Consider the following 26,264-nt stretch of genomic DNA (forward strand, 5'->3'; position numbering starts at 1 on the left):
GGCCTAGCGGGTCCGGACGTAGCGCCCGGGCGCGTCCTCGATCGCCTTCAGCTTGCCTTCGCCCGGGATTCGAGCGCCCTTCGCCTCGACCATCTTCGGCGCCTGCTTGCGCAGCCACTCGATCCAGTCGGGCCACCAGCTGCCCTTATGCTCGGCCGCGCCGGCGATGAACTCGTCGAGGCTGGCGGGTTCCTCATCGCCGTCGTTGATCCAGTACTGATACTTGCCGGCGGCCGGCGGATTGACCACCCCGGCGATGTGCCCCGATCCCGCGAGGACGAAGCGCTTCGGCCCCGAAAGGACCTTCATCAGCTTCCACACGCTTCGAACCGGCGCGATATGATCTTCCTTGCCGGCCTGGATGTAGGCCGGGGTCTCGATCTTCGTCAGGTCGATGGGCACTCCGCCGAGCGTGATGGCGCCCGGCTTCATCAATAGGTTTTCGCGGTACAGCCGCATCAGATAATCGCGGTGCCATTCGCCGGGCAGGTTGGTCACGTCCCCGTTCCAGTGCAGCAGGTCGAACGGCGCTGGGTCGTTCCCCATCAGGTAATTGTTGACGACATAGTTCCAGATGAGGTCGCGGCCGCGCAGCAGGTTGAACGTCGCGGCCATCACCCGGCCGTCGAGGATTCCCGTGTCAGCGGTGAGTTGCTGGAGCGAAGCCATCGTCTCGTCGCCAAGGAACAGCTTCAGCTCGCCCGCGTCCTCGAAATCGACCTGGGCGGTGAAGAAGGTCACCGACCTGGCCTTGGCTGCCTCGCCCTTGGCCGCCAGCATGGCGAGCGTCGCGGCCAGTGTCGTCCCCGCCACGCAATAGCCGATGGTGTGCACCGCCTCGACGTCCAGCAGGTCGCGGATGGTGTCGATCGCATCGACCTGCGCCGCGACATAATCCTCCATGCCGATGTCGCGGATGCTTTCGTCGGCCGATTTCCAGCTGACCATGAACAGCGAGACGCCCTGCTCGACGCACCAGCGGACGAAGCTCTTCTCCGGCGTCAGGTCGAGGATGTAAAAGCGGTTGATCCAAGGGGGAAGATGACCAGCGGTGTTTCCAACACCGTGTCGGTCGTCGGCGCGTAGTGGATCAGCTGGTAGAGCGGCGTTTCGTGGATGACCTTGCCCCGCGTCATGGCGAGGTTCCGGCCAAGCTCGAACGCGCCCTCTGGACTCTGCGTCACCTGCCCGCGCGAGATGTCGGTGAGCATGTTCTTGAGCCCGGCGAGCAAATTCTCGCCCTTGGTCTCCATCGTCCGCTTCAGCACGTCGGGGTTGGTCGCAGCGAAATTGGCGGGGCTCATCGCGTCGACCAGGCCCTGCGTGGCGAAGCGCAGGCGGCTGCGCGCGGCGTCGTCCAGGCCCTCGATCTCCTCGACCGTTCCGAGCAGCTTGTCGGCGACGGCGAGATAGCCCTGGCGGATAGTGTCGAACATCGGGTTGGACGACCATTCCGGGCTGGCGAAGCGGCGATCGCGCGCCTCGCCGGCCTTGGTCGCCTGGCCGATCATCTGGCTCCACGCCTCCAGTCCCTTCGACCAGGCTTCCGCACCCGCGCTCATCCACTGCATCGGGTCGGCTGCGTTGGCCGGCGCACCCAGGCCGAACCCCGGCATGGTCGACGCCTTGCCGAGGTTGTCGGCCCACGCCTCCATGATCATCTGCTGGGCCCGCGCCATCAGCAGCGTCCAGTGCTGGACGTCCTCGACTCCGGGCATGGCGGTGGTGGTGGTCGTGTCCTCTTCCATGGCGCCGATATAGCTGCTCGCGATCGGGCTGTCGAAGCAGCGCTTTCATGACGCTTCGCGAACGACTAGGGCGACTGACATGGACCCGCCTGCCATCCCGCCCGACGCGCTCGTCCTGCTCGATTATGTCGGGATCGCCGTGTTCGCGGTGTCGGGAGCGCTGCTGGCCGCGGAAAAGCGACAGACGCTGGTCACCTTCATCTTCTTCGCGGTCGTGACCGGGGTCGGCGGCGGCACGTTGCGCGACCTGTTGATCGGCGCACCGGTGTTCTGGGTCGGCACCAATTCGACCCTGCTGATCTGCATCGGTGCTGGAATCGCGGTCTGGATGTTCTCGCGAAAGATGTTCGCAGAGCGTGCGCTGCTTTGGTTCGACGCCGTCGGGCTTGCCGCCTATGCTACCTACGGCGCGGCCAAGGCGCTCAGCTATGCGGTTGCCCCGGTGCCGGCCTTCGCGATGGGCGTGATGACCGCCTGTGTCGGCGGAATCATTCGCGACGTCCTGGCGGGGGAGCCTTCGATCCTGATGCGGCCCGAGCTTTACGTCACCGCGGCGGCGCTGGCGTCGGGCCTTTATGTCATCGCCAGCCTGGCCGGTGCGCCGCCCGCACTGGCGGCGTTGGTCGCCGGCCTCGCCGGCTTCGCCCTGCGCGGTGCCGCCATCGCCCGCGGCATCAGCCTCCCCGCTTACGACCGCTAGCCGGTTGCCGCACTGCACAATCGCCGCCATGATGGGCCGATGACCGACGATTTCTACCGCATCCAGCGCCTGCCGCCGTACGTCTTCGCCGAGGTGAACGCGATGAAGGCAGCGGCGCGCGCACGCGGCGAGGACATCGTCGACCTTGGCATGGGCAATCCCGATGGCGCCCCGCCCAAGCATGTCATCGACAAGCTGGCCGAGGTCGCCGCCAAGCCGACCGCCCACCGCTATTCCGCGTCGAAGGGCATCCCCGGCCTGCGCAAGGCCCAGGCGGCCTATTACAAGCGGCGTTTCAACGTCGACCTCGACCCCGACAGCGAAATCATCGTCACCCTAGGCAGCAAGGAAGGTCTCGCCAACCTGGCGCAGGCGATCACCGCGCCGGGCGATGTCGTGCTGACCCCCAATCCCAGCTACCCGATCCACCACTTCGGCTTCATCATCGCCGGTGCCGCGATCCGCTCAATCCCCGCCGTTCCCGGTCCGGATTTCTTCGACCGGCTGGAAAAGGCGATGCGCTACACCGTGCCGCGCCCAAAGGTGCTGGTGATCGGTTACCCCTCCAACCCGACGGCGCAGGTGGTCGGCCTCGACTTCTACGAAAAGCTTGTCGCCTTCGCGCGCGAGGCGGGACTGATCCTGATTTCCGACCTTGCCTATGCCGAGATCTACTTCGGCGACACGCCGACCCCGTCGATCCTTCAGGTCGAGGGCGCCAAGGACGTCGCGGTCGAATTCACGTCGATGTCGAAGACCTATTCGATGGCCGGATGGCGGATGGGATTCGCGGTCGGCAACGCGCGGCTGATCGGGGCGCTGACCCGGGTGAAGAGCTACCTCGACTATGGCGCCTTCACGCCGATCCAGGCCGCGGCGACCGCGGCGCTCAACGGGCCGCAGGATATCATCGACTTCAACCGCGCCCTCTACAAGAAGCGCCGCGACGTGATGGTCGAATGTTTCGGCCGCGCCGGCTGGGACGTGCCGGTACCGGAAGCGAGCATGTTCGCCTGGTCGCCGATCCCCGAACCCTTCCGCCACCTCGGCAGCGTCGAATTCGCCAAGCGGCTGATGACCGAGGCGCACGTCGCGGTCGCCCCCGGTGTCGGCTTCGGCGAGGAAGGCGAAGGCTTCGTCCGCCTCGCGCTCGTCGAAAACGAACAACGCCTCCGCCAGGCAGCCCGCGGCATCAAGCGCATGATGGCAGGCGCATGAACGCGCCTCGATCGACCGACGAGGAATTGTGGCGGAAGCGGTTTTGGCTGTTTGCGCTGATCCGCGTCGGCGGGATCGCCGTCATCCTGCTGGGCGTCGCTATCGCATTCACCGACATCGTCCGCGACGGCGGGCATCGCTATCTCGGAGCGATCCTGATTGTCCTCGGCTCGATCGACCTGTCGTTCGGGCCCGTCCTGCTCAAGCATCTGTGGAACCGCCAGCCGTGAAGCGGTTCTGGACGTCGGTCGACCTGACCGAGGCGGACAGCGGTTTCGGCATTTCCCTCGACGGCCGTCCCGTGCGCACGCCGGCCCGCGCCTTGCTGGCATTGCCGACGCGCCCGCTCGCCGAGGCGGTGGCGGAGGAATGGCGGACGCAGGGGGAGGCGATCGACCCGCGTTCGATGCCGCTCACCGGGCTTGCCAACGCGGCGATTGATCGCGTCGCGGCGGACCCGACCGGTTTTGCCGGAACGCTGGCGGGCTACGGCGAAAGCGATCTCCTCTATTACCGCGCCGACCATCCCCGGCGGTTGGTCGAGCGGCAACGCGCGGCGTGGGACCCGTTGCTCGCCTGGGCGCGGAGGCGGTTCGACGTCGACTTCAGCACCGGCAGCGGAATCATCCACCTGCCGCAGGACGAGGCGACGCTGGCGCATCTTCGCCATGCGGTCGCGGCGCTCGACCCGTTTCGCCTCGCGGCCCTGTCGCCGTTGGTGACGATCAGCGGATCACTGATCGCCGCGCTGGCGGTGATCGAAGGGGCATTCCCAGTCGACGAGGTGTGGCAGGCGGTGACCGTCGACGACCGATTCCAGATGGACGAGTGGGGCACCGATGCGGAGGCCGAAGCCGCGCTGGAAAACCGCCGCCGCGATGTCGAAAGCGCCGCGCGCTTCGTGTCGCTACTCGCCTAGTTGGGGCGCTCGACCAGCTCGCGGACGAAGCCGAGCAGATAGGGCTGGCGTTCGCGCCGAAGCCGCTCCGCCGCGACGATCGCCTGCACCGCCCGCGTGCATTTCTCGACGTCGTCGTTGATCAGCACATAATCATATTCCGCCCAGTGCCCGATCTCGGCGGCGGCGCGGTCCATCCGGAATCGGATGACTTCCGCATCGTCGGTGCCACGATCCGCCAGGCGGCGTTCAAGCTCGGCCATCGACGGCGGTAGGATGAAGATCCGTACCAGGTCGGTGCGGAAGGCATATTCCAGTTGCTGCGTGCCCTGCCAGTCGATGTCGAACAGCGTGTCGCGGCCGTCCTTCAGCGCTTCCTTGATCGGCTCCTTCGGGCTGCCGTAGCGGTGTTCGAAGACGTACGCCCATTCGGCGAACTCGTCGTCGTCGACCATTTGCTGGAACCGGGCATCGTCGACGAAGTGATAGTCGACGTCGGCCACTTCCCCTTCGCGCATGCCACGAGTGGTCGCGCTGATCGACATGGTGATGGTCGGATCGCTCTCCATTAGCTTGCGGCTGATCGTCGACTTGCCCGCACCGGATGGCGAGGAAAGGACGATGAGGAGGCCGCGGCGGCGGTTGAGGGCGGTCGGGGAATGGTCGGCCATGGGCGCTCTTGCCGTGCCGCACCGCTTGCCGTCAACCCGCGCCCGAAACGAAAATGGTGCACCGCACAAAAAAGCTTGCAACTGTCCGCCGCAATGACTATTGTGCACTGCAGCAAAGGAGTTTTACGTGGCTGACGAAACGAACATCGAGACCAAGGCCGAGACCGTCGTCGACGCCATTGCCGCACCGGTCGAGGCGGTTGCCGCCAAGGTCGAAAAGGCCGTGGCCAAGCCGGCCGCCGCCGTGAAGGCCGTGGTTGCCAAGCCGGTCGCCAAGGCGAAGCGCGCTGTCGCCAAGCGCAGCGCCCGCAAGGCACCGGTTCGTGTCGCCGCCGCCGTGACCAAGACCAACCAGCGCGTCGCCAAGTCGGCGCGCAAGGCGACCAAGGCCACTGCGGCCGTCGCCGCGACCCAGATCGAAAGGACCACCGAAATGACCTACGACTTCAACAAGCTGTTCGCCGGCTTCCAGTTCCCGACCGCCGACAAGTTCCAGACCCTGTTCGCCGATGCCGGCGCCAAGGGCCAGGAATATGCCGCCAAGGGCCAGAAGGCCGCTGAAGAAGTGACGGAACTGGCCAAGGCCAATTTCGAAGCCATCGCCGAGGCCGGCCGTATCGCCGCTTCGGGTGCCAAGTCGATCGGCCAGGACGCGATCGCGTCGAGCAAGGAAGGTCTCGAGCTGGCGTCGCAGAACGTCAAGACGCTCGCCGGCGCGACCTCGCCGACCGAGTTCGTCCAGCTCCAGTCGGAACTGGCCCGCGCGTCGTTCGACCGCTTCGTGACCGAGACCTCGAAGTGGACCGAGCAGGTCGTCAAGCTCGCCGGTGAAGCGATCCAGCCCATCTCGAACCGCGCCAGCCGCAACGCCGAGCGCATCAACGAGCTTCTGGCCTAACCCCTCCCTCTCCATAGGGTTGGACCAGACCGAGCGGCCGCTCCCCAATGTGGGGGCGGCCGTTTTCGTTTCTCGCCATTTTGGGACGCCATGTCGCAACCTCCCTTGCGGGCGCTCGCGGCGATGCCATATTCGCAGGCACAGCATGACTGACTTGACGATTCTGATGGCCGGCGATGAGCCGGGCCGCGGCGACGGGCTCGACGAGATCGAGACCGGCGTCGTCACTCGCACGCGGCCCAAGACGAAGAAGCCGTCGAATTACAAGGTGCTGATGCTCAACGACGATTACACGCCGATGGAATTCGTTGTGCTCGTCCTCCAGAAATTCTTCACCATGGACATCGAGGACGCGACCCGCGTCATGTTGCAGGTCCACCAGCAGGGCATCGCCGTATGCGGGGTGTTTACCTACGAAGTCGCCGAAACCAAGGTCAGCCAGGTGATCGACTTCGCGCGCGAGAACCAGCACCCGCTGCAGTGTACGCTGGAAAAGGCCTGACGGCTTGCGCGCCGCGCCGTGACGCGTAAAGCGCGGCGATGGATTCCATTCGCATCACCGGCGGCAAGCGCCTGGAAGGTCAGATCCCGATTTCGGGGCGAAGAACAGCGCGCTGACGCTGCTGCCCTGCGCGCTGCTGACCGACGAGAAGCTGACGCTTAGCAACCTGCCGCGTCTCGCCGACGTCGACAACTTCTCCCACCTTTTGAATGGCCTCGGTGCGTCGACCTCGGTCGCGGGCGTCAAAAAGGGCGAGATCGGGCGGCGCATGACGCTTCATGCCGCGGAGATCGCCTCCACCGTCGCGCCCTATGACATGGTGCGCAAGATGCGGGCGTCGATCCTGGTGCTCGGCCCGATGCTGGCCCGCGCCGGCGAATCGACCGTGTCGCTGCCCGGCGGTTGCGCCATCGGCGACCGTCCGATCGACCTGCACCTTCGCGCGCTGGAAGCGATGGGTGCGGAGATCGAGCTCGCCGCCGGTTACGTGAAGGCCAGCGCGCCCAAGGGCCGCCTTCCGGGCGGTGAGTATAGCTTCCCGGTGGTGTCGGTCGGCGCGACCGAAAACGCGCTAATGGCGGCGGTGCTCGCCAGCGGCCAGACCCAGTTGTTCAACGCCGCGCGAGAACCGGAAATCGTCGACCTGTGCAACCTGCTGGTGGCGATGGGCGCGAAGATCCAGGGCATCGGTTCGTCGCACCTGATCATCGACGGGGTCGAGGGACTTCATGGCTGCACCTATGCGGTCATGCCCGACCGTATCGAGGCGGGAAGCTACGCCTGCGCCGCGGGGATTACCGGCGGGTCGATCGAACTGGTCGGCGCCCGTCCGGCCGACATGCTGGCGATCACCAACGGACTGGCGGCGGCCGGGCTGGTGGTGGAATTCACCGACCGGGGCATGCGCGTCACTGCCGACAAGCCGCTCAAGCCGCTCGCCGTCTCGACCGCGCCCTTCCCGGGATTCCCGACCGACATGCAGGCACAGTTCATGGCGATGCTGTGCGTCGCCGACGGCCAGTCGTTCCTTGAGGAAACGATTTTCGAGAACCGCTACATGCACGTCCCCGAACTGCGCCGCATGGGCGCGGACATCGAAGTCCACGGGCGTTCGGCGATCGTCCATGGCGGCAAGCCGCTGACCGGCGCTCAGGTCATGGCGACCGACCTTCGCGCCTCAATGAGCCTGGTGCTTGCCGGCCTCGCCGCCGAAGGCGAGACCGAAGTGCTTCGCGTCTACCACCTCGACCGTGGCTACGAACGGCTCGAGGAAAAGCTGAGCGCCGTCGGCGCGACCATCGAGCGAGTGTCGGCAGGCTAAGTCCGCACCGGCTGCTCCACGGCTAAAATCCGGATCCGCCGTTGCTCGCCCGTCCGGTCGGGCCAATCGATCGTCTGGCCTGCGCTCAGCCCGTACAAGGCTGCGCCGATTGGGGTGAGGATCGAAATGCGACCGAGGGAGATGTTGGCGTCGCCCGGTAGCACCAGCGTGACCGTCCGAAGGCGGGCGGTTCGTTCGTCGACGAATTTCACCGTTGCGCCAAGCGTGACTACATCGCCAGGCAGATTGGCGTCGTCATGGATTTCGGCACGGTCGATTTCGGCCAGCAGCATCGCCGCGACCAACGGCTGCCGATGCTCGGCGCGGACGGCGAGGTTGCTGACCAGGTCGGACTCGCGCTCGCCGAGATGAAGCGGCGGCCGCTCGCCGCCGCCGGTGAGGACTTCGTACATTGGATACACTTCCATTCCCGATAATGATGATCGTCGGTCCCCGGCGCAGTCGAAGCACGCGCGCCGGGGTCAGGGTCGCGCGGGAAGCTGGCCCGAATGGAGGACGAAACGCCGGAAGAAGTTCATCACGAGCGGCATGATCGGATGATGGGGATTCAAACGGTCGAAGTCAAAGGACCGCGCGGATGGGCAAGAGTCAGAAATGCTTGGCGAAGCGCAGGCTGGGCTGGTCGTAGCCTAGCGCGGTGTAGAATTTATGGGCGTCGAGGTGGCGCTTGTTGCTGGTGATCTCGATCAGCTTGCAGCCCGCGCGGCGCAATCGTTTCTCCGCTTCCTCGACCAGCATTCGCCCAAGGCCGCTGCCGCGCTGATCCTCGGTGACCACCAGGATTGCAATCCGCCCCACGGGATAGTCGCGATGGATGTGCGTCGTCATGTCGAGGCCGCACAATCCGACGATGTCCTTGCCGAGCGTGGCGACCAGCGTCGGCGCGGCGACCGACTTCAGCCGCTTGCGGACGCCGGCCGCGCTGACGTTATGGTCCAGCAACTTCATCAGCGCGACCATCGCGTCGGCATCGGCCGCCTTCGCGTCACGAACTTCAGGCCTAAGCGGGTCGGGCGGGGGCTTGGGCGCGGCCTTGCGTTTCGCCTTGGGCACCGACGCCAGGCCGAGCGATTCGCTCCAGTCGCTGCTTTCCTGCTGTCGAAGGTATTCGCGGACCTCGTCGGCGGACGCGCTCGGGTGCTTGCCATTGCCGAGGACGGTCGTGCCCTTCGAATCCTGCAACGCGAACTTGCCGAAAGCGCGCTTGCCCGGCGTCCGCACGCGGGAGCGGACGAGCTTCAGGCCGCGATTGCGCGCGGCCTCGGCAAGGGCATCCGCTTCCTCGGTCACAGCGTGTCGGCAGCGTGGAGCAGCAGGCCGACCGTGCCGCCGACCAGCGTGCCGTTGATCCGGATATACTGGAGGTCGCGGCCGACGGCGTTTTCCAGCCGGTCGGTGATCGTCCGCGCGTCCCAGCGGCGAACGGTCTCGCTGACCAGCTTGACGATCGACCCGCCGTAGCTGGCCGCCATGCCGGCGACGGCGCGGCGCGCGAACTGGTTAATGGCGCGGCGCATGCGCGGGTCGTTCTCCAGGCTCTGGCCCATCGATTTCAGGACGTCGCCCAGCTTGCCCGCCATCGCCGCGTCGGGATTTCGCGCGGCGCGGATGATCGCCTCACGGCCCTTCTGCCACAGCGTGTCGATCCATAGGCCCACCGACCTGTTCTCGAGCAGGTCGAGCTTCAACTGCTCGACTTTTTCGCGCGTCTCCGGCTTGGTCTGGAGGTCATTGGCAAGGTCGGCCAGTGCCTGCTCGATCCGCACCCGTACCGGGTGGGCCGGATCGGTGTGCATGTCGGCCGAAAGCTTGCGCAGGCCATCCAGGATCGAGTCGGACAGGCGGGTATCGACCCCGGCCAGCTTCAAAATCCAGTTGGTCCGCTTCTTGACCATGTCGCGGATCAGTTCCTCGTTGGCGTCGAGGGCGCGGGCGATCCAGCGGATCGCGGCCTCCAGCATCGGCACGTGGCGATCTTCGTTGATCGCGGAGGCGAGGGCATGGCCGAGTAGCGGCGACACTTCGGCATTGCGCAGGCGGGTCGAGATGGCGCCCTTGACCAGACCGCCCAATCGCTCGTCGTCGAGGCTTTCGAACAGGTCCGCAATCAGGCGGCTGGCACCTTGGCGAATGCGGGTTTCCTGCCCCTGCGGCGCCTGCAGGAACTTGCCCGCCGCCCCGGCCAGGTCGATGTTGCGCATGCGCCGCGCCACGACCGGCGCAACCAGGAAGTTGTCCTTGAGGAAATTGGCGAGTGAATCGCCGATCCGGTCCTTATTGCGCGGGATGATCGCGGTGTGCGGGATCGGCAGGCCCAGCGGATGGCGGAACAGGGCGGTGACCGCGAACCAGTCGGCCAGGCCGCCGACCATTCCGGCCTCCGCGAATGCCTTGACCCAGGCCAGCCACGGGTAGCTCGCCTCGAACGCCCGCGCCCCGAAGAAGACCACCGCCATGACCACCAGCAGGCCGGTCGCCGCGGCTTTCATGCCGGCGGCGCCGGGCTGGGCCGCGCTGAAGCGGCTGGCGGGCAGGGGGGCGGTCATCTTCCGCCCGTCTAACGCGCGAGCGGTCAAAGTCACTCCGCCGGGACGGGCTCCGCGTCGGGACGATGCTCCTCGCCATTGTCGACCAGGCTGGAGAAGCGCTTTGCAAGCCACTGCTCGATATCGATGGCGATCGAGAAGAAGGCCGGCACCAACAGCAGCGTGAGGATGGTCGAGAAGATGAGGCCGCCGATGACCGTCACACCCATCGGCGCGCGCCAGCTGGCGTCACCGGAGAGCGACAGGGCAATTGGCAACATGCCGGCGATCATCGCCACCGTGGTCATGACGATCGGCTGGGCGCGCTTGTGACCGGCCTCGTAAATCGCCGTGTTCTTGTCCATGCCGTGTCCGATCATCTCGACCGCGAAATCGACCAGCAGGATCGAGTTCTTGGCGACGATGCCGAACAGCATGAGGATGCCGATCAGCACCGGCAGCGACAGCGAGTTGCCGGTGACGAGCAGGGCCAGCGCCGCGCCGAGCGGTGCCAGCACCAGTGAGCCCATGTTGACCAGCGGCGACAGGAAACGGCGATAGAGCAGCACCAGCACCGCGAACACCAGCAGCACGCCGGAAGCGAGTGCGATCCCGAAGTAGTAGAACAGTTCCGCCTGCCACTTCTGGTCGCCCAGGTTCAGGCGAGTGATGCCCTGCGGCAGGTTCTTGACCGACGGCAGTTCGTTGATCTTCGTCCACGCGTCGCCCGAGACGAGTCCAGGCGCGAGATCGGCCGTGACCGCGATGCGCCGCACCTGGTTGGTGCGCTGGACGGTGGTCGGACCGGCGCCGAAGCCGAAGTCGGCGACAGCCTTCAGCGGAACCGATCCGCCGCTGACTGTCGGCACCGGCAGGTTCTGCAGCGTGGCGATGTCGCGGCGGCTCGATTCGGCCAGCGACACCTTGATCGGCACCTGGCGGTCGGACAGCGAGAATTTCGCGCTGTTCTGGTCGATGTCGCCGAGCGTTGCGATGCGGATCGTCTGGCTGAGCGCAGCGGTGGTCACGCCGAGGTCCGCGGCGAGGTCGAAGCGCGGCTTGATCAGGATTTCCGGACGGACGAGGTCGCCGCCGACGCGCGGGGCGCGCAGCTCCTTCATCTTTTCCATGTCGGCGGAAATCTTGTTGGCGTGCTCGAACAGCTTCTCGGGGTCGTCGCCGCCAAGGAACAGCATGATGTCGCGCCCGCCGCCGCCCGGTCCGCCGCCGCCCTGACTTTGGAAGTTGACGCGGGCGTCGGCGATGGCCGACAGTTCGGGCGTCAGTTTGCGTTCGAACTCGGTGCTGGTTTTCTCACGGTCCTTCTTGAGGACGATGTTGAGGTTGCCCGAGCCCACGAAGACGCGTTCGAAGACGCGATCGACGTCGGGATCCTTCTTGATGATGTCGGCGGCGCGGTCGACCACTTCCTCGGTTTGCGCCAGAGTGGTGCCCGGCGGCATCGCGATGCGGACGTTCGAGAAGTCGAGGTTGAGCGGCGGCTGGAACTGCACCGACAGGGACATGAACAGCGCGACCTGGATGACCAGCGCGGCGATGCCGGCACCAACCATGGTGAAGCGATGATCCAGGCGCCACGCGGCGAAGGTTTCGCCCATGTAGGCGTACCAGCGCGAGAAGCCGTTATCGAACATCCCGAGGATGAATCCGATCAGCATCCCCAGCAGGATGAACACGCCGATCGCAACCAGGCAGCCGATGACCATGTTGACGCCGGTCAGCGGAATGAACGTGCCGAGCAGGCCCATCACCATGCCGATCGCCATGAACGAAACGATGACCCGAACGGCCGTCAGCAGGACGCCGAACAGCCAGTACAGCGGCGTGCTGTCCACTGGCCGGAGGGTCGCGAATTTCGCGTCGGCCTTTGACGTGTCGAGGCTCCATTTCAGGATGCCCAGATACTTGTCCATCGCCTTGCCCGACGCGTGCGGCTGGATGCCCTTGGCGCGAAGGAAGTAGGCGGCGATGAGCGGCGTGATCATGCGCGCGACGAGCAGGCTCATCAGCACCGACAGGACGACGGTATAGCCGAAGCTCTTGAAGAACTGGCCGGAGATGCCGGGCATCAGCGCGACGGGCAGGAACACCGCCACGATCGACATCGTCGTCGCCAGCACGGCGAGGCCGATTTCGTCGGCGGCATCGATCGATGCCTGGTATGCCGATTTGCCCATGCGCATATGCCGGACGATATTCTCGATCTCGACGATCGCGTCGTCGACCAGCACGCCGGCGACAAGGCTCATCGCCAGCAGCGACAGACCGTTCAGCGTGATCCCCATCAGGTCCATGAACCAGAAGGCGGGGATCGCCGACAGCGGGATGGCGAGCGCCGAAATGGCGGTGGCGCGACCGTCGCGGAGGAACAGGAAGACAACGAGCACGGCGAGCGCGGCGCCTTCGAACAGGCCCTCCATCGCCGAATGGTACTGCGACTTGGTGTAGTCGACCTGGTTGACGATTTCGGAAAAGTGGATCCGCGGATCGTCCTTCTCCAGCTTGTGGAGTTCCGCCCACGCCGCGTCGTAGGTGGTCGTTTCCGACGCGCCCTTCGACCGCTGGACGTTGAAGCTGATCACCTGCCGCCCGTTCATCTTGGCGATGGTGCGCTGTTCCGAATAGCTGTCCTTGACCTGGCCCAGGTCGGCCAGCCGGACACTGCGCCCGCCGCCGACGGCGATCATGGTCTGCGACAGGTCGTAGGCGGTGCGGGCGTTGCCGAGCACGCGAACCGACTGTTCGCTTCCGGCGATCTCGGCGCGGCCGCCGGTGGCGTTGAGGTTGGTCTGGCGAAGCTGCTGGTTGACCTGCGCGGCGGTGATGCCCTGCGCCTGGAGCGCGGCGGGATCGAGGATCACGCGGATTTCGCGGTCGACGCCGCCTTCGCGGCTGACCGCGGCGACGCCCTCGACGCCCAGCAGCCGCTTGGAAACGGTATTGTCGACATACCAGCTGAGCTCTTCGAGGCTCATGTCGGTCGTCTCGGCGGCGACGAACAGGATCGGGTCGCCGGAAATGTCGACGCGGCTGATCTGCGGTTCGAGGATTCCTTCGGGAAGGTCGCTGCGGATTTGCGCGATCGCGTCGCGAATATCGTTGACAGCGCGATCGGTCGGGGTGCCAATGTCGAACTGGATGAAGGTGTTGCTGGCCCCTTCGTTGACCGAACTGTTGATCTCGTCGATGCCGTTGACCTGACGGACGGCCGCCTCGACCTTCTGCGTGACCTGGGTCTCAAGCTCCGACGGCGCGGCGCCCGGCTGGACGATCGTCACGTTTGCCGCCGGGAAGTCGATGTCCGGGTTGTTGTTGACGTCCATCCGGCTGAACGCGACCAGTCCGGCCAGCATCAGGCCGATGAACAGCACGATCGGCGGCACCGGGTTGCGGATGCACCATGACGAGATGTTGCGGAAGCTCATGACCTGGTCTTCTACTTAGCGGGCGGCCGCGGCGGACGAACGGCGCGGGGCGACCTTCTGGCCGGGGTTAAGGAACGGCCCGGCCGACACGACCACCGATTCCCGGCCCGTCAGGCCGGAGCGGATCGACACGCCCTGCTCGTCGACCGAGCCGATTTCGACCGCACGGCGCTCGATTTCGTTCTTGGCGTTGACGACGTAGACGTAGTTGCCCTTCTCGTCGCTCAGCACCGCGCTCTGTGGCAGCAGCGGGGCGGTCGAGGAACCGGCGCCGATGCGGGCTTCGGCGAAACCGCCCGGCCGGACCGAAGGGTCGTAGGGAATGGCAATCTTGACCTCGCCCTGGCGCGATTGCGGATCGATGATCGGCGCGACTTGCCAGATGGTGCCGCTGAAGCTGCGATCCGTCCCGATCGGCGTCACCGACGCCGGCATGCCGACGCGGACGAAGGCCAGGTCCTGCTGCGACAGGCTGGCGCGGAGCTCCATCTCCCCGCCACGGGCGAGGCGGAACAGGCCGCCGCTGCCCGGGCTGACGATCTGGCCGACCTCGATGCTGCGCGACAGGATAAGGCCGGCGGTGGGCGCGCGAATGTCGAGGCGTCCGACACGGTTGCGCGATGCGGACAGCTGTGCCTGGGCGACGCGGACCCGCGCCGCGGCGGCGTCGCGGGCGGCACGCTTGCGGTCGAGGTCGGCCTTGGAGACGAAGCCCCGCCCGACCAGCGCCTGGCTGCGTTCCAGCTCGTTTTGGGCAAGCGCGGCATCGGCCCGCGCGGCCTGGACCGACGCGGCAAGCTGCGCCGTCTCCTGGACCTGCACCGACCGGTCGATCGAGGCCAGAACCTGGCCCTGGCCGACCCAGCTGCCGGCGTCGACATAGACGTTGGTCACCCGGCCGCCTTCGCCGGCGACGCCGATCGGCTGGTCGCGGCGGGCGGCGAGGGCTCCAGAAGCCGTGATCGTTCGGCCGACCTGGGTCGTGCCGGGAACGACGACAGACACGGTCGGGATCTGCCCGCCACCGGCCCCGGGACCTTTGGCCGCCTCCTCGCTCGCGCCCTTGTCGCCGGCGAAGAAATAAGCGGCAAGCAGGAGCGCTGCGACGGCGACAGCGGCGGCGATGATGATGTTCCGCCGTCGGCGGCTGCGGTCCACCACAATCAGCGTGTCGGAAGCTTGCATCGAGGTTTCCCGGTTCATGGTCGCGTTCGGTCCTATCATTGACGCCGCGGGCGGCGCACCCCCACTGTATTACCGCTATAAGGCAGTCTCGGCAACTGCGCTTGCCCTTTCGGACGCGAAAGGGATTTTCGACCAACGACGGAAACGCTACCACCGACGGGCGTTGATGACCGGGACGGTATCCTTCCGTCGCGATCGAGAGACGCCTGTGAAGGCCGTACTAGTGGACCTTATTAGGGAGTTTAGCAGGCATGATCGAGAGCTATGGCATTTTGGGCTGGATCGTCATCGGCCTTCTTGCAGGGGGATCGCCAAGCTCCTCATGCCCGGCAAGGATCCGGGCGGCTGCATCGTCACCATCCTGCTGGGCGTCGCCGGCGCGCTGCTGGCCGGCTTCATCGGCAAGTCGATCGGCTGGTATGACCAAGGCGAAGCCGCCGGCTTCATCGCCGCCATCGTCGGCGCGATCCTGATCCTGGTCATTTATCGCCTGATCCTTCGCCGGCGCTAAGTCGCCGGCCCGACAGTCGTTCAGCGAGCGTCCATCGCGTCGCGGCCAGCCTGCGGCGCGATGTTTGCTGTCATGGGAGAATGGCCAATGAAAACGAAGATGCTCGCTTTGCTGGCGGCGGCGGCGGTGGTCGCCCCGGCCGTGGCCGCGGCGCAGGACGTGGCGGCGGTGCGCCCCATTTCGGGCACCCGGCTGGACGTCAGTGCAACCGGATCGGTCACCCGCGTGCCCGACGTGGCGATCATCTCCGCCGGCGTCCAGACGCTGAAGCCGACCGCCAGCGCGGCGATCGAGGACAATGCGGTGATGATGGAGCGCGTGCGCGCCGCCCTGAAGCGCGCAGGCATCGCCGACAAGGACATCCAGACCTCGTCGATCAGCCTAAGCCCGGAATACCGCTATACGGATGGCCAGCCACCGGTGCTGACCGGCTATCGCGCGTCCAATTCGGTCAACGTCAAGTTCCGTGACCTCAAGCGGACCGGCGCGATCCTCGACGCGCTGGTCGCCCAGGGCGCCAACCAGATCAGCGGCCCCAACCTCACCATCGACAAGCCGGAAGAAGCCCAGAACGAGGCGCGGCTGAAGGCGATCGCCGACGGTCGCGCCCGGGCCGACCTCTATGCCCGTTCGTTGGGAATGCGGGTCGTTCGCATCCTGTCGATCAGTGAAAGCGGCGGTTATGTCCGCCCGCCGATGCCCTACGCCGGCGATGCGGTGATGGTTTCGAGCCGCGCCAAGACCGAGATCGATCCCGGCACGCAGGATATCCAGGTCGGCGTGTCGATGAGCTTCGAGCTTCAGTGATCCAATGAAAAAGGGCCGCCAGGCAAATGCCGGGCGGCCCTTGTTCTTTCGTCCGGATGGACGGGGCTTAGCGCACCGATCCGCGGCGGACGAGATTGACGATGGCGAGCAGGATCACCGCGCCGAGCAGCGACCACAGGATGTTGGTCAGGTCGAGCGGGTTCGAATTGTTGATGTTGCCGCCGCCGAAGATCAGGCCGGCGATGACGGCGCCGACGATGCCGACGACGATGTTGAGGATGATGCCCTGCTGACCGTCAGTGCGCATGATGAGGCTGGCAAGCCAACCCACGATACCACCAACGACGAGCCAAAGAATGAAACCCATGTTGCAGTCCCTCCTGTTCACGCCGCCAGAATTAAGCAGCGGCTTCCGGCACCAAGACGCCTGATGCCCGCTGATTGTTCCGGATAAAGAACGGGAAGTCCAGCCGGAGCCGTAACGAATTGGGGCCTGCCGTTTCCGGCAGGCCCCCTAGGGTATTTCAGACAGGAATGGACGGATTAGTAACGCTGCTGGCGCTCATACTGATCGCGGTAATGCTTGATCCGCGTGACGCGCAGGCCGGGCATGCCTGAACGATCGACGGCGCGTTGCCAGCTGGTGAATTCCTCGAGGCTCAGCGTGTAGCGCTGGCAGGCTTCGTCGACGGTCAGCAGACCACCGGCGACGGCCGCCACCACTTCCGCCTTGCGGCGAACGACCCAGCGGGTCGTCGATGCCGGCGGCAGCGAATCTAGGGTCAGCGGTTCGCCGAGCGGACCGATAACCTGTGCTGGCCGAATCTTCTGGTTCTCGAGCATTCACGTCCTCAATCATTAACTTGCTGTCGATGGCCCCTTGTTAAACGCAAGGCCTTGCGAAATTTTGAAGCGCGCTGGTAACCGCGACCTTCATTTCCCCTTACCGCCCGTTAACCCTGTCGCCTTCTCGACCGTCCCGGCGAATGCCCCGCCAAGATGGGCCGCGGCGTCCTTCCACCCTTGCCCGCCAGAGAGGAAACAGGCGATTGCCTGCCTCCGCCCTTCGTCGCTCGGGCTGCCCGTCGCGAGTGCCTTGAGGAGCTCGACCTCGTCGATCGAAGCCCCGTCAGCGGCATGAATTTCCCCCTCGAAACGCGACAAGCCGGACACCTTCCCCCTGTTAATCCAACCTTCGCTCTAGCCGGACAGGGTGAATTTCAGGTAAAGAACGACGCAAATGATCCCCGATTTCGGACTTCCTGCCGCCGCCATCCGGCGCGCCCGCATCGTCGTCGCCATGTCCGGCGGGGTCGACTCGTCCGTCGTCGCCGCGCTCGCGGCGCGCACGGGGCATGAAGTCATCGGCGTGACGCTCCAGCTGTACGATCATGGCGAGGCGGTGAAGCGGTCGGGCAGCTGCTGCGCCGGCCAGGACATCTACGACGCCAAAACCGTTTGCGACCGGCTCGGCATCCCGCATTACGTGCTCGACTATGAAAGCCGCTTCCGCGCCGGCGTCATCGACCGTTTCGCCGACGAATATGCCGCGGGTCGGACACCGGTGCCGTGCAGCCTGTGCAACCAGGGGGTGAAGTTTACCGACCTTATCGCCTTTGCCCGCGACCTTGGCGCCGATTGCCTGGCCACCGGCCATTATGTCCGCCGGGTCGAGCGCGAAGGGCGCGTGGAGCTGTGGAAGGGCCGCGATCCGGCGCGCGACCAGAGCTATTTCCTCTATGGCACCACTGCCGACCAGCTCGCCTTCCTGCGCTTCCCGCTGGGCGACCTGCCCAAGAGCGAGGTCCGGAAGCTGGCGGCGGAAGAGGGGTTGATCGTCGCCGACAAGCCCGACAGCCAGGACATCTGCTTTGTCCCCGACGGCGACTATGCTGGCCTCGTCAAGCGCCTGCGACCGGAAACCGCCGCGCCGGGCGACATCGTCGGCCTCGACGGTCAGGTGCTCGGCACCCACGCGGGCGTGGTCCATTTCACGATCGGCCAGCGTCGCGGGATCGAGATCGGCGGCCAGCCCGAACCGCTCTACGTGGTCCGGATCGAACCGGACGAGCGGCGTCTGGTCGTCGGCCCGCGCGCCGCGCTGGCGGTCGCCTCGGCCAGCGTCGACGGCATCAACTGGCTCGCCGAAGACCAGTGCGCCGTCGAGGCCAAGGTGCGCAGCCTAGCGCGGCCGGTGTCGGCGAGTTGGGACGGCGGTACGCTAACCTTCGCCACACCGGAATATGGAGTTGCACCGGGCCAGTCGGCGGTCTTCTACCACGGCGACCGCCTGCTCGGTGGCGGCACCATCGTCGCCACCCAGCCCGCGCAGGCACACGAAATGGCCGCCGCCTGAGGTTGCAACCTCAAGACGACGGCCGGGAAATTTAACGCCTTACGAGTTGGCGCCCTCGAGCGAATGCTTGAGGTCGCGGACGCGGTCATGGCCCTCGACGACCGAGCGATAGGCCGTCTGGATCGCATCGCGGCCCTGCGGCTCGATGTCGTCGGCCTTCAGCGCGGCCTCGAACTTCTCTTTCAGATAATCTTCACCGCGCTCGACCTCGTTGATGATCGCCTTGTCGTCGCGGCCGGTGATTGCGGCCTTCACGTCCAGCCAGCGTTGGTGAAGCGAGCCGAGGACCGATCCGTCGCTGTCGTCGGCGGCCGTGCCGGCCGCGGCGCGGATCGTCGACAGCGCCTGCTCGCGCTGCGCACCAAGGTCGGTGAACAACTGCTTGTACTGCGGATTTTCGACATGCTCGGCGGCGTCGCGGTAGCCATTGACGCTGTCGGCCAGCGTATCGATCAGGGTTTTGAGGACGGTGGTTTCGGTATCACGTTCGAACATTGCACAGGCTCCTGGAGCGAATGGAAGGGGGAGCCCTAAGAATGTTTGCGGTGGCGCCGCGTTCCGCCTGCCTGCTGGCGATCCGCCAATCAGTTCCGAAACAGGGCTCAATGGCGCGGTCGCGACCAAAGGCGTGAATCCAGTCCGGGAGAAGTGAAGCGGGCGTTCGTGCGGCTGGCCTTGCAACTGTCACATACCATTTATAGCGAGCGCGAATGACCAAACCTCCAAGGTTGACCAAGCGCATCGCCGCGGAAGGGCTTGGCAGCTTCTTCCTGTTCGCGACCGTGATCGGGTCCGGGATCATGGCCGCCAATCTTTCCGGCGGAAACGATGCTGTCGCGTTGCTCGGCAATACGCTTGCGACCGGCGCGATGCTCTTCGTTCTCATCACCATGTTTGGCCCCGTCTCGGGCGCTCACATGAACCCGGCCGTTAGCTTGATTGCGGTTGCTCGCGGGGATCTGAACGGGACCGATGCAGCAGCCTACATCGCTGCTCAACTGACGTTCGGTATCCTCGGCGCATGGGCCGCACACCTGATGTTCGACCTTCCGACTCTGCAATTGTCGGTCAAGGCACGGACCGGTCTTGGCCAGTGGATGGGGGAAGCGATCGCGACATTCGGCCTGATCCTCACGATCCTCGGAACGGTGAGACACCGGCCAAATTGGATCCCCGCGACCGTCGCGCTCTACATCACCGCCGCTTACTGGTTCACCTCGTCGACCAGCTTCGCCAATCCGGCGATTACCGTGGCTCGCAGCTTGTCCAACACCTTCGCCGGGATCGCGCCCGATGACGTTCCGATGTTCGTTCTCGCCCAGTTGGTTGGGGCAGCGCTGGGCGCGATCACCGGGAAAGCTGTCTTCGACTAAACGCTGGCTTCACCCTGCGTCGAACTCGGGCGCGGCGGGAATGGGTGGAAACCGGACGCTTCGGCAAGCGCTCAGGTCACCACCGCCAAGTCAACAGCAACGTGCAAAGAGCCAAGACGAATGCAGTGTTCAAAACTGGCTTCCACATTGGCAGCCTGCGTTGCGCGTTGAGCGCGTATCCAGCGCCCGCCGAATGCGACGCTACGACAATGACAGCAAGCACTGCAGCTTCTGCGACGTGATTCAGTGCCATTGTCCCAAGCTCGCATGGGCACCGAATGTCCGCAATGGGTCGAGAGCGGACGCGGTAAGTGGGTGGAACTCGGCCATACGGACGCATACACCAAAGCGTGATCTCTCGAACATGCCTCGTCCCGCTTTGCGTAATCTCGGCGTGCGCCACTCCTGGTGTCAACCAAGGTTCACGTCTCCTTGAGTACGGTTGCGACGATCTCGTCGTCATACGGCCGTCCCGGATACTGGGTATGGAGCCGGTCGAAAATTCCTATCCTCTGCCGAACTGGCAGTCTCTCCAGAGGCTACAGATCGAGATCAAACGTGTCTTACGTGGGTCAGAACAGCGCCTGTCAGTGCCGGCCACTGTGATTTCCCACGGCCAGGCACGTGAGGACTTGGACTTCTTGATGGTCCTGAGCCCGAGGCCTTCAGGCGTTTACGCCTTCAAAACCGGAGCGATTTGGGATGGCGCCCATCCGCAACTTCGCGAGCCTTGTTCCTAACGTCCGCAATGGGTCGAAAGCAGACGCTAGGCCGATAGCAGGAACCGCCCCTCGATCGTCGTTATGCAGTGCCCGCCGAGGATGACGCGGTCGCCCGCCACTTCGCAGTCGAGGTGCCCGCCGCGGCGGCTGGCCTGAAGCGCGGTGAAGCGGGTGCGGCCAAGGCGGTCTGCCCAGAAGGGAACGAGCGCGGCGTGGGCGCTGCCGGTGACCGGGTCCTCGTCGATGCCGTGATAGGCGGCGAACACCCGGCTGGCGATGTCGGTTGCCTCCCCGGGTGCCGTCACGATGACCAGCCGGTCGATCGTGCGAAGCGCGGCGAAATCCGGCGCGACGGAACGGACCGCGGCCTCGTCGGCGAGCAGCGCAATCGCGGCGCCATTCCCGCCGCGACCGAGGTAGGTCGGGGTGCCGGCGGGCAGGCCCAGTGCCGCGAGCAGGCCCGGCTCGGTGGCGGGTTCGACACGGTAGGCGGGCAGGTCGAGCTTCAGCAGACTGCCCTCGCCGCGGGTCACGGCGAGGATCCCCGAGCGGGTGGCGAAGCGCACGCGCTCGCCGTCGATGACGACGTGGGCGCTGGCCAGCGTGGCGTGGCCGCACAGGTCGACCTCCACCTTCGGGGTGAACCAGCGCAGGTCGTAGTCCGCGTCGTCGCGGTCGGAACGGACCAGGAAGGCGGTTTCGGACAGGTTATTCTCGGCAGCGATCGACTGCATCGCCGCGTCGGGCAGCCACTCGTCGAGCGGCATCACCGCCGCCGGGTTGCCTTCGAACGCGCGGCGGGCGAAGGCATCGACCTGATAGAAGGGCAAGCCGCTCATTTCGTCGCTTCGGTCAGGGTCGAGGGCAGCATCGTCTCCCGGTCGGTGTGCCCCTCCGGATCCAGGTGGATGATGATCTCGGTCCCCGGAAACCGCGCCTGGAGCGCTTCTTCGCAGGCGTCCATGCGGTCGTGGGCCTCGCGCACGGTCCAGTCCTCGGGGACCCAGACATGGAATTGCGCGAAGCGGTGAGCGCCCGACGAGCGGGTACGAAAGTCGTGAAGGCCGGCCAGTTCGGGATATTCACGGGCGGCGGCGAGAAAGGCGTTGCGCTCGTCCTCGTTCCACTCGCGATCCATCAGCTGGTCGATCGAATGGCTTGCGGCGCTCCACGCGCCGTAAAGCAGCCAGGCGGCGATGACGAAGCCGAGCAGCGGATCGGCCAGCCGCCAGCCTAGCATCTGGTCGAGCACCAGTCCGACGATCACCGACAGGTTGAGCAGCAGGTCCGACTGGTAATGGACATGGTCGGTCTGGATCGCGACCGATCCGGTTTTCCTGATGACGTGCCGCTGATACGCAAGCAGCGCGAACGTCGCGACCATGGCGATGACCGAAACGCCGATGCCCAGTTCCAGCCCCTGCGTCGCCTCGCCGCGAAGCAGCCGGTCGGCGGCGCGCCAGCCGATTCCGATGGCGGACACGGCGATCAGGATCACCTGGACCAATGCGGCAAGCGCCTCCGCTTTGCCGTGGCCGAAGCGGTGCTCCGCGTCGGCCGGCATCGCCGCCCAGCGCACCCCAAGCAGGGTGACGAAGCTGGCGACGAGGTCGAGCGCGGTGTCGGCAAGACTGCCGAGCATGGCGACGGAACCGGTTTTCCAGGCGGCGTAGGCCTTCAGGAATATCAGGAACATGGCCATCGACACGCTGGCCATCGCCGCGCGGCTGGTCAGCGTCGCTCGTTCGCCGGCCGAGTGGTGGTGGCCGTGGCCGTGACCGTGGCCGTGGGAGTGATGATGGTGGGCGCCGCTCATGGGTAGAGCAGGCCCTCGTCCCAACCGCCGCCGGGCCGGGCCATGAACAGGCGGCGTTCGTGCAGCCGGTTCGGGCGGTCCTGCCAGAATTCGATCAGCAGCGGGACGACGCGGTAACCGCCCCAGTGCGGAGGCCTTGGAACGTCGCCGCCGTCGAACCGCGCCTTCATTTCCTCGAACCGGCTCATGAATTTTTCGCGGCTGGCCAGCGGGCGGGACTGTTCGGACGCCCAGGCACCAAGCTGCGAGTCGCGGCCGCGACTGGCGAAATAGGCGTCGGCCTCCGCGTCCGGCACGCGTTCGACCTCGCCCTCGACGCGCACCTGGCGGCGCAGCGACTTCCAGTGGAAGAGCAGGGCGGCGTGAGGGTTCTCGGCGAGCTGCTCGCCCTTGTGGCTGCGCTCGTTGGTGTAGAAGGTAAAGCCATCCGGGCCGTGGCCCTTGAGCAGCACCATCCGGACCGAGGGCAGGCCGCCGTCGTCTGCCGTGGCCAGCGCCATCGCCTCCGGATCGTTAGGTTCCGACGCCCTCGCCTCCGCGAACCACGCGTCGAACAGGGCGAAGGGGTCTTGGGCGGGATCATCGGCCATCGGCGCCTGACTAGGGAGGGGGCGGGCGGCGGGCAACCCCGCCGGTGCTTGCCGTGGGGCAGCGTACAACCCATCTGGCCATGACGCACGGGTTGCGGCAAGGGGATGCGATGGACCTGTACCAGAGACTTGGGATCAACCGCGGCGCGACCGACGCGGAGATCAAGAAGGCGTACCGCAGCCTCGCCAAGCAGCTTCATCCCGACCGTAACAAGGACAATCCGAAGGCAGCGGAACGCTTTGCGCAGGTGACGCACGCCTATGACCTCCTGTCGGACAATGCGAAGCGGGCGCAGTACGACCGTGGCGAAATCGACGAGGACGGCAACCCAAAGATGCCGTTCGGCGCAGGCTTCGGCGGCACTCGTCCGGGCGGAGGTTATTCGGGCGGATATCCCGGCGGCGGCAACGGTGGCGGCGGGTTCGAGGGTTTCGGCGGCGCGGAAACCGCCGACCTTAGCGACCTGTTCGAAGGATTGTTCGGGGGCGCCAGCGGCCGCCAGCGCGGCGGGGGCGGTTTTTCCAGCTTCGGGCGCCGCGCCGCGCAGAAGGGGGCCGACGTCGCCTACCGGCTGAAGGTACCGTTCGTCGACGCCGCCCGGCTCGAGCCGCAGCGCGTCACGCTGGCGGGCGGCAAGACCCTGGACCTGAAGCTGCCGAAGGGCGTCGAGGACGGGTCGAAGATCCGGCTGGCGGGGCAGGGGCAGGAGGGTCCCGGCGGGCGCGGCGACGCGATCGTCACGGTCGAAATCACGCCGCACCGGGTATTCACGCGCGAGGGCAAGGACATCCGGCTGCTGCTGCCGGTGACGCTGCGCGAGGCGGTGCTGGGCGCCAAGGTCAAGGTGCCGACCCCGGACGGGTCGGTCATGCTGACCATCCCCAAGGGTTCCAGCAGCGGCAAGGTGCTGCGCATTCCCGGGCGGGGGTTTACCGGCAAGGACGGAAAGCGTGGCGACCAGCTGGTCCAGCTGAGCGTCGACCTTCCGGCCGGCGACGCCGCGCTGGAGGAGTTCGCGGCGAAATGGGAATCTCCGGGCAGCCCGCGGGACGGTCTGGGCGTTTGATCCTTTCGTGAAGGAAATGCATCCCCATAGTCCGGAGGAGCGGCGCAAGCGGCTCGCCACCCTCCACGCCCGCTTCGGCGCCGAATATGCCGAGCGCCTGAAGCGCGAGCAGTTGGCGCCTTGGGAGGTCGTCAAGCGCGTCGCCGTCGGCGTCTATGACGACGGCTTCATCCATGCCGGCAACCTGGCCTACCTGGCGATGGTCGCGCTGTTCCCGTTCATCATCCTTGCCGCGGCGATCGCCAGCCTGATCGGCCGGCAGGAGGACGCGCAGCTGACCGTCGCGACGATCCTGGCGCGGATGCCGGGCGAGGTCAGCGGGGTGCTGAGCGGCCCGATCAACGAGGTTCTGGCGGCGCGCGCGGGCACGCTGTTGTGGGTCGGTGCCGCGGTTGGCTTGTGGACCGCCGGGAGCTTCATCGAGACGATCCGGGACATTTTGCGCCGCGCCTATGGAGTCAAATATTGCGCGCCCTTCTGGGAATACCGGCTGGGGTCGATCGCCGTCATCCTGGTGTCCGTGCTGCTGTTGATGGCCGCATTCGGCGCGACCGTGGCGCTGACCAGCGCCCACCATTTCGTCGTCACCTACCTACCCTTTTCGAACGGGCTGGCGCACACGCTGGGACTGTACCGGCTGGTGCCCGGGGTGACTCTGTTCGTCACCTTCTACTTCATCTTCCTGGCGCTGACTCCGTCGCGTTATCGGAAGATCAGCTGCCGCAAATGGCCGGGTGCCCTGCTGGTGACCGTTTGGTGGCTGGTGACGGTCGAACTGCTGCCCAACGCCATCGCGGCGTTCGGTGGCTACGACCGGACCTACGGCAGCCTGGCCGGGGTGATGGTCGCGCTGCTGTTCTTCTTCGTCATCGGGCTTGGCGTGGTGATGGGAGCAGAGCTAAACGCGGCGCTGGCCGACCATGGCGACGTGGCGCTGGAAGGCGAAACATATGAGGGCCCGTACACCGAGGATCTCGAGGTGCAGCCGGCCGATGCCGACGAGAAAGTCGAAGAAGGGGTGATCGGATGACGGGATTGATGGCGGGCAAGCGCGGGCTGATCATGGGCCTGGCCAACGACCGGTCGCTGGCATGGGGGATCGCCAAGGCGCTTTGCGACCAGGGCGCGGAGCTTGCCTTCAGCTACCAGGGCGAGGCGCTGGAAAAGCGGGTCCGCCCCCTGGCCGAGCAGCTGGGCAGCGACGTACTGATCGATTGCGACGTTAGCGACATGGCTGCGCTCGATGCGGCGTTCGAAGCGCTGAAGCAGCGGTGGGACAGCCTCGATTTCGTCGTCCATGCCATCGGCTTTTCCGACAAGAATGAGCTTCGCGGCGGCTATGTCGACACCAGCCTCGACAACTTCCTGATGACCATGAACATTTCGGTCTACAGCTTCTGCGCGGTGGCGCAGCGCGCGCGGGCGATGATGAGCGCGGGCGGCAGCCTGCTGACGCTCAGCTACTACGGCGCGGAAAAGGTCATCCCCCACTACAACGTGATGGGCATCGCCAAGGCCGCGCTGGAAACGTCGGTGAAATATCTCGCCGCCGACCTCGGCCCCGAGGGCATCCGCGTCAACGCGATCAGCGCCGGGCCGATCAAGACGCTCGCCGCCAGCGGCATCGGCGACTTCCGCTACATCATGAAGTGGAACGAATATAACGCGCCGTTGCGCCGCAACGTGACGATCGAAGACGTCGGCGGGGCCGGGTTGTACCTGCTTAGCGAGTTGGCGAGCGGCGTGACGGGCGAGATCCATCACGTCGACAGCGGCTACAACGTCGTCGGCATGAAGGCGGAGGACGCGCCGGATATCACGGTCGCCTGACCGAGCGCAGCAAACGATTGCGCCCGCAATCGCGACGCAGCGCGAAGAGATCAGGCGAGCCGGCCGGCCTGCGGCTCCGCCGACAGGACCGACGTCAC

The 26,264-nt window shown here is 66.0% G+C and carries 26 protein-coding genes and 2 pseudogenes; 14 read left to right on the top strand and 14 right to left on the bottom strand.

The features are described from left to right. Positions 1–3: 3 nt before the first annotated feature. Positions 4–1,748 (bottom strand): annotated as a pseudogene (locus tag H9L12_RS00500) (PHA/PHB synthase family protein). A gap of 79 nt (positions 1,749–1,827) precedes the next feature. Between H9L12_RS00500 and H9L12_RS00505 the strand changes: the two are divergent. Genes H9L12_RS00505 through H9L12_RS00520 form a run of 4 tightly spaced genes read left to right on the top strand, consistent with a single transcriptional unit; the run spans position 1,828 to position 4,585 of the window. Next, positions 1,828–2,448, top strand: coding sequence for a trimeric intracellular cation channel family protein (locus H9L12_RS00505; RefSeq protein WP_187542175.1), 621 nt, complete (start codon positions 1,828–1,830; stop codon positions 2,446–2,448). A 39-nt stretch (positions 2,449–2,487) separates the two neighbouring features. Then, the gene (locus H9L12_RS00510) at positions 2,488–3,666 is read left to right on the top strand and encodes an LL-diaminopimelate aminotransferase (RefSeq protein ID WP_187542176.1); all 1,179 of its coding nucleotides are present in this window, start codon (positions 2,488–2,490) and stop codon (positions 3,664–3,666) included. After that, complete coding sequence (locus H9L12_RS00515) at positions 3,663–3,896, top strand: hypothetical protein (RefSeq protein WP_187542177.1); 234 nt, start codon at positions 3,663–3,665, stop codon at positions 3,894–3,896. The genes H9L12_RS00510 and H9L12_RS00515 overlap by 4 nt, the downstream gene beginning before the upstream one ends. Continuing rightward, complete coding sequence (locus H9L12_RS00520) at positions 3,893–4,585, top strand: ATP12 family chaperone protein (protein ID WP_187542178.1); 693 nt, start codon at positions 3,893–3,895, stop codon at positions 4,583–4,585. Before H9L12_RS00515 ends, H9L12_RS00520 begins: the two co-directional genes overlap by 4 nt. Here H9L12_RS00520 and gmk read toward each other — a convergent pair. Then, positions 4,582–5,235 carry a guanylate kinase gene (gmk, locus tag H9L12_RS00525; protein WP_187542179.1) on the bottom strand — a complete coding sequence of 218 codons (654 nt, stop codon included), beginning with the start codon at positions 5,233–5,235 and terminating at the stop codon, positions 4,582–4,584. The genes H9L12_RS00520 and gmk overlap by 4 nt on opposite strands. Before the next feature lie 127 nt (positions 5,236–5,362). Between gmk and H9L12_RS00530 the strand changes: the two genes are divergently transcribed. From H9L12_RS00530 to murA, 3 genes and pseudogenes are all read left to right on the top strand, one after another. Next, the gene (locus H9L12_RS00530) at positions 5,363–6,133 is read left to right on the top strand and encodes a phasin family protein (protein WP_187542180.1); all 771 of its coding nucleotides are present in this window, start codon (positions 5,363–5,365) and stop codon (positions 6,131–6,133) included. Between the two features lie 166 nt (positions 6,134–6,299). Next, positions 6,300–6,635 (top strand): ATP-dependent Clp protease adapter ClpS, encoded by a 336-nt coding sequence (gene clpS, locus H9L12_RS00535; protein WP_187543096.1) that lies wholly within the window; start codon positions 6,300–6,302, stop codon positions 6,633–6,635. 38 nt (positions 6,636–6,673) lie between these two features. Beyond that, a pseudogene (gene murA, locus H9L12_RS00540) lies at positions 6,674–7,956 on the top strand (UDP-N-acetylglucosamine 1-carboxyvinyltransferase). Here murA and rnk read toward each other — a convergent pair. The 5 genes from rnk to H9L12_RS00565 form a co-directional block, all read right to left on the bottom strand. After that, positions 7,953–8,369 (bottom strand): nucleoside diphosphate kinase regulator, encoded by a 417-nt coding sequence (gene rnk / locus H9L12_RS00545; protein WP_187542181.1) that lies wholly within the window; start codon positions 8,367–8,369, stop codon positions 7,953–7,955. The pseudogene murA and the gene rnk overlap by 4 nt on opposite strands. Positions 8,370–8,565: 196 nt before the next feature. Beyond that, positions 8,566–9,267, bottom strand: a complete 702-nt coding sequence (locus H9L12_RS00550; protein WP_187542182.1) for a GNAT family N-acetyltransferase — start codon at positions 9,265–9,267, stop codon at positions 8,566–8,568. Next, positions 9,264–10,523, bottom strand: coding sequence for a DUF445 domain-containing protein (locus tag H9L12_RS00555; protein ID WP_187542183.1), 1,260 nt, complete (start codon positions 10,521–10,523; stop codon positions 9,264–9,266). Before H9L12_RS00555 ends, H9L12_RS00550 begins: the two co-directional genes overlap by 4 nt. Before the next feature lie 32 nt (positions 10,524–10,555). Continuing rightward, positions 10,556–13,948, bottom strand: coding sequence for an efflux RND transporter permease subunit (locus H9L12_RS00560; RefSeq protein ID WP_187542184.1), 3,393 nt, complete (start codon positions 13,946–13,948; stop codon positions 10,556–10,558). Between the two features lie 15 nt (positions 13,949–13,963). Continuing rightward, the gene (locus H9L12_RS00565) at positions 13,964–15,151 is read right to left on the bottom strand and encodes an efflux RND transporter periplasmic adaptor subunit (protein WP_187542185.1); all 1,188 of its coding nucleotides are present in this window, start codon (positions 15,149–15,151) and stop codon (positions 13,964–13,966) included. 304 nt (positions 15,152–15,455) lie between these two features. Between H9L12_RS00565 and H9L12_RS00570 the strand changes: the two genes are divergently transcribed. Further along, positions 15,456–15,644: a GlsB/YeaQ/YmgE family stress response membrane protein gene (locus H9L12_RS00570; protein WP_343060422.1), complete on the top strand. Its 189-nt coding sequence runs from the start codon at positions 15,456–15,458 to the stop codon at positions 15,642–15,644. 87 nt (positions 15,645–15,731) lie between these two features. Next, positions 15,732–16,451: an SIMPL domain-containing protein gene (locus H9L12_RS00575; RefSeq protein WP_187542186.1), complete on the top strand. Its 720-nt coding sequence runs from the start codon at positions 15,732–15,734 to the stop codon at positions 16,449–16,451. Between the two features lie 67 nt (positions 16,452–16,518). On the opposite strand, the gene H9L12_RS00580 is transcribed toward H9L12_RS00575, so the two are convergent. From H9L12_RS00580 to H9L12_RS00590, 3 genes are all read right to left on the bottom strand, one after another. Then, entirely contained in the window at positions 16,519–16,779 is a 261-nt protein-coding gene (locus H9L12_RS00580) for a GlsB/YeaQ/YmgE family stress response membrane protein (RefSeq protein ID WP_187542187.1), read from the bottom strand. A gap of 176 nt (positions 16,780–16,955) precedes the next feature. Then, on the bottom strand, positions 16,956–17,255 hold the full coding sequence (sciP, locus tag H9L12_RS00585) for a CtrA inhibitor SciP (protein WP_187542188.1): 300 nt from the start codon (positions 17,253–17,255) through the stop codon (positions 16,956–16,958). A gap of 90 nt (positions 17,256–17,345) precedes the next feature. Next, positions 17,346–17,576, bottom strand: coding sequence for a hypothetical protein (locus tag H9L12_RS00590; protein WP_187542189.1), 231 nt, complete (start codon positions 17,574–17,576; stop codon positions 17,346–17,348). A 76-nt stretch (positions 17,577–17,652) separates the two neighbouring features. On the opposite strand from H9L12_RS00590, the gene mnmA reads away from it, so the two are divergent. After that, on the top strand, positions 17,653–18,768 hold the full coding sequence (gene mnmA / locus H9L12_RS00595) for a tRNA 2-thiouridine(34) synthase MnmA (RefSeq protein WP_187542190.1): 1,116 nt from the start codon (positions 17,653–17,655) through the stop codon (positions 18,766–18,768). A 39-nt stretch (positions 18,769–18,807) separates the two neighbouring features. On the opposite strand, the gene H9L12_RS00600 is transcribed toward mnmA, so the two are convergent. Then, positions 18,808–19,263 (bottom strand): ferritin-like domain-containing protein, encoded by a 456-nt coding sequence (locus H9L12_RS00600; protein WP_187542191.1) that lies wholly within the window; start codon positions 19,261–19,263, stop codon positions 18,808–18,810. A 215-nt stretch (positions 19,264–19,478) separates the two neighbouring features. On the opposite strand from H9L12_RS00600, the gene H9L12_RS00605 reads away from it, so the two are divergent. Further along, a complete protein-coding gene (locus H9L12_RS00605; RefSeq protein ID WP_187542192.1) occupies positions 19,479–20,141 on the top strand; it encodes an aquaporin in 663 nt (220 codons plus the stop codon). 766 nt (positions 20,142–20,907) lie between these two features. On the opposite strand, the gene H9L12_RS00610 is transcribed toward H9L12_RS00605, so the two are convergent. From H9L12_RS00610 to pdxH, 3 genes are all read right to left on the bottom strand, one after another. After that, positions 20,908–21,702, bottom strand: a complete 795-nt coding sequence (locus H9L12_RS00610; protein ID WP_187542193.1) for a PhzF family phenazine biosynthesis protein — start codon at positions 21,700–21,702, stop codon at positions 20,908–20,910. After that, the gene (locus H9L12_RS00615; RefSeq protein WP_246450755.1) at positions 21,699–22,580 is read right to left on the bottom strand and encodes a cation diffusion facilitator family transporter; all 882 of its coding nucleotides are present in this window, start codon (positions 22,578–22,580) and stop codon (positions 21,699–21,701) included. Before H9L12_RS00615 ends, H9L12_RS00610 begins: the two co-directional genes overlap by 4 nt. Positions 22,581–22,675: 95 nt before the next feature. Continuing rightward, entirely contained in the window at positions 22,676–23,269 is a 594-nt protein-coding gene (gene pdxH / locus H9L12_RS00620) for a pyridoxamine 5'-phosphate oxidase (RefSeq protein ID WP_187542195.1), read from the bottom strand. A 110-nt stretch (positions 23,270–23,379) separates the two neighbouring features. Here pdxH and H9L12_RS00625 point away from each other — a divergent pair, with 110 nt between their 5' ends. Genes H9L12_RS00625 through fabI form a run of 3 tightly spaced genes read left to right on the top strand, consistent with a single transcriptional unit; the run spans position 23,380 to position 26,166 of the window. Further along, entirely contained in the window at positions 23,380–24,336 is a 957-nt protein-coding gene (locus H9L12_RS00625) for a DnaJ C-terminal domain-containing protein (RefSeq protein WP_187542196.1), read from the top strand. 16 nt (positions 24,337–24,352) lie between these two features. Continuing rightward, positions 24,353–25,366: a YihY/virulence factor BrkB family protein gene (locus H9L12_RS00630; protein WP_187542197.1), complete on the top strand. Its 1,014-nt coding sequence runs from the start codon at positions 24,353–24,355 to the stop codon at positions 25,364–25,366. Then, a complete protein-coding gene (gene fabI, locus H9L12_RS00635; protein WP_187542198.1) occupies positions 25,363–26,166 on the top strand; it encodes an enoyl-ACP reductase FabI in 804 nt (267 codons plus the stop codon). Before H9L12_RS00630 ends, fabI begins: the two co-directional genes overlap by 4 nt. The last annotated feature ends 98 nt before the right edge of the window (positions 26,167–26,264 follow it).

This window comes from Sphingomonas rhizophila, from assembly GCF_014396585.1.
Taxonomy (GTDB): Bacteria; Pseudomonadota; Alphaproteobacteria; order Sphingomonadales; family Sphingomonadaceae; genus Sphingomicrobium; species Sphingomicrobium rhizophilum.

Bases quoted from the DNA above. Each gene is read 5' to 3' on its own strand.
- H9L12_RS00505 (WP_187542175.1), top strand. From the start codon at position 1,828: ATGGACCCGCCTGCCATCCCGCCCGACGCGCTCGTCCTGCTCGATTAT.
- H9L12_RS00600 (WP_187542191.1), bottom strand. From the start codon at position 19,263: ATGTTCGAACGTGATACCGAAACCACCGTCCTCAAAACCCTGATCGAT.
- H9L12_RS00630 (WP_187542197.1), top strand. From the start codon at position 24,353: ATGCATCCCCATAGTCCGGAGGAGCGGCGCAAGCGGCTCGCCACCCTC.
- fabI (WP_187542198.1), top strand. From the start codon at position 25,363: ATGACGGGATTGATGGCGGGCAAGCGCGGGCTGATCATGGGCCTGGCC.
- H9L12_RS00560 (WP_187542184.1), bottom strand. From the start codon at position 13,948: ATGAGCTTCCGCAACATCTCGTCATGGTGCATCCGCAACCCGGTGCCG.
- H9L12_RS00615 (WP_246450755.1), bottom strand. From the start codon at position 22,580: ATGGCCAGCGTGTCGATGGCCATGTTCCTGATATTCCTGAAGGCCTAC.
- H9L12_RS00515 (WP_187542177.1), top strand. From the start codon at position 3,663: ATGAACGCGCCTCGATCGACCGACGAGGAATTGTGGCGGAAGCGGTTT.
- H9L12_RS00625 (WP_187542196.1), top strand. From the start codon at position 23,380: ATGGACCTGTACCAGAGACTTGGGATCAACCGCGGCGCGACCGACGCG.
- pdxH (WP_187542195.1), bottom strand. From the start codon at position 23,269: ATGGCCGATGATCCCGCCCAAGACCCCTTCGCCCTGTTCGACGCGTGG.
- H9L12_RS00610 (WP_187542193.1), bottom strand. From the start codon at position 21,702: ATGAGCGGCTTGCCCTTCTATCAGGTCGATGCCTTCGCCCGCCGCGCG.
- clpS (WP_187543096.1), top strand. From the start codon at position 6,300: ATGGCCGGCGATGAGCCGGGCCGCGGCGACGGGCTCGACGAGATCGAG.
- H9L12_RS00555 (WP_187542183.1), bottom strand. From the start codon at position 10,523: ATGACCGCCCCCCTGCCCGCCAGCCGCTTCAGCGCGGCCCAGCCCGGC.
- sciP (WP_187542188.1), bottom strand. From the start codon at position 17,255: ATGCTCGAGAACCAGAAGATTCGGCCAGCACAGGTTATCGGTCCGCTC.
- H9L12_RS00570 (WP_343060422.1), top strand. From the start codon at position 15,456: ATGCCCGGCAAGGATCCGGGCGGCTGCATCGTCACCATCCTGCTGGGC.
- rnk (WP_187542181.1), bottom strand. From the start codon at position 8,369: ATGTACGAAGTCCTCACCGGCGGCGGCGAGCGGCCGCCGCTTCATCTC.
- H9L12_RS00510 (WP_187542176.1), top strand. From the start codon at position 2,488: ATGACCGACGATTTCTACCGCATCCAGCGCCTGCCGCCGTACGTCTTC.
- H9L12_RS00605 (WP_187542192.1), top strand. From the start codon at position 19,479: ATGACCAAACCTCCAAGGTTGACCAAGCGCATCGCCGCGGAAGGGCTT.
- H9L12_RS00565 (WP_187542185.1), bottom strand. From the start codon at position 15,151: ATGAACCGGGAAACCTCGATGCAAGCTTCCGACACGCTGATTGTGGTG.
- gmk (WP_187542179.1), bottom strand. From the start codon at position 5,235: ATGGCCGACCATTCCCCGACCGCCCTCAACCGCCGCCGCGGCCTCCTC.
- H9L12_RS00575 (WP_187542186.1), top strand. From the start codon at position 15,732: ATGAAAACGAAGATGCTCGCTTTGCTGGCGGCGGCGGCGGTGGTCGCC.
- mnmA (WP_187542190.1), top strand. From the start codon at position 17,653: ATGATCCCCGATTTCGGACTTCCTGCCGCCGCCATCCGGCGCGCCCGC.
- H9L12_RS00580 (WP_187542187.1), bottom strand. From the start codon at position 16,779: ATGGGTTTCATTCTTTGGCTCGTCGTTGGTGGTATCGTGGGTTGGCTT.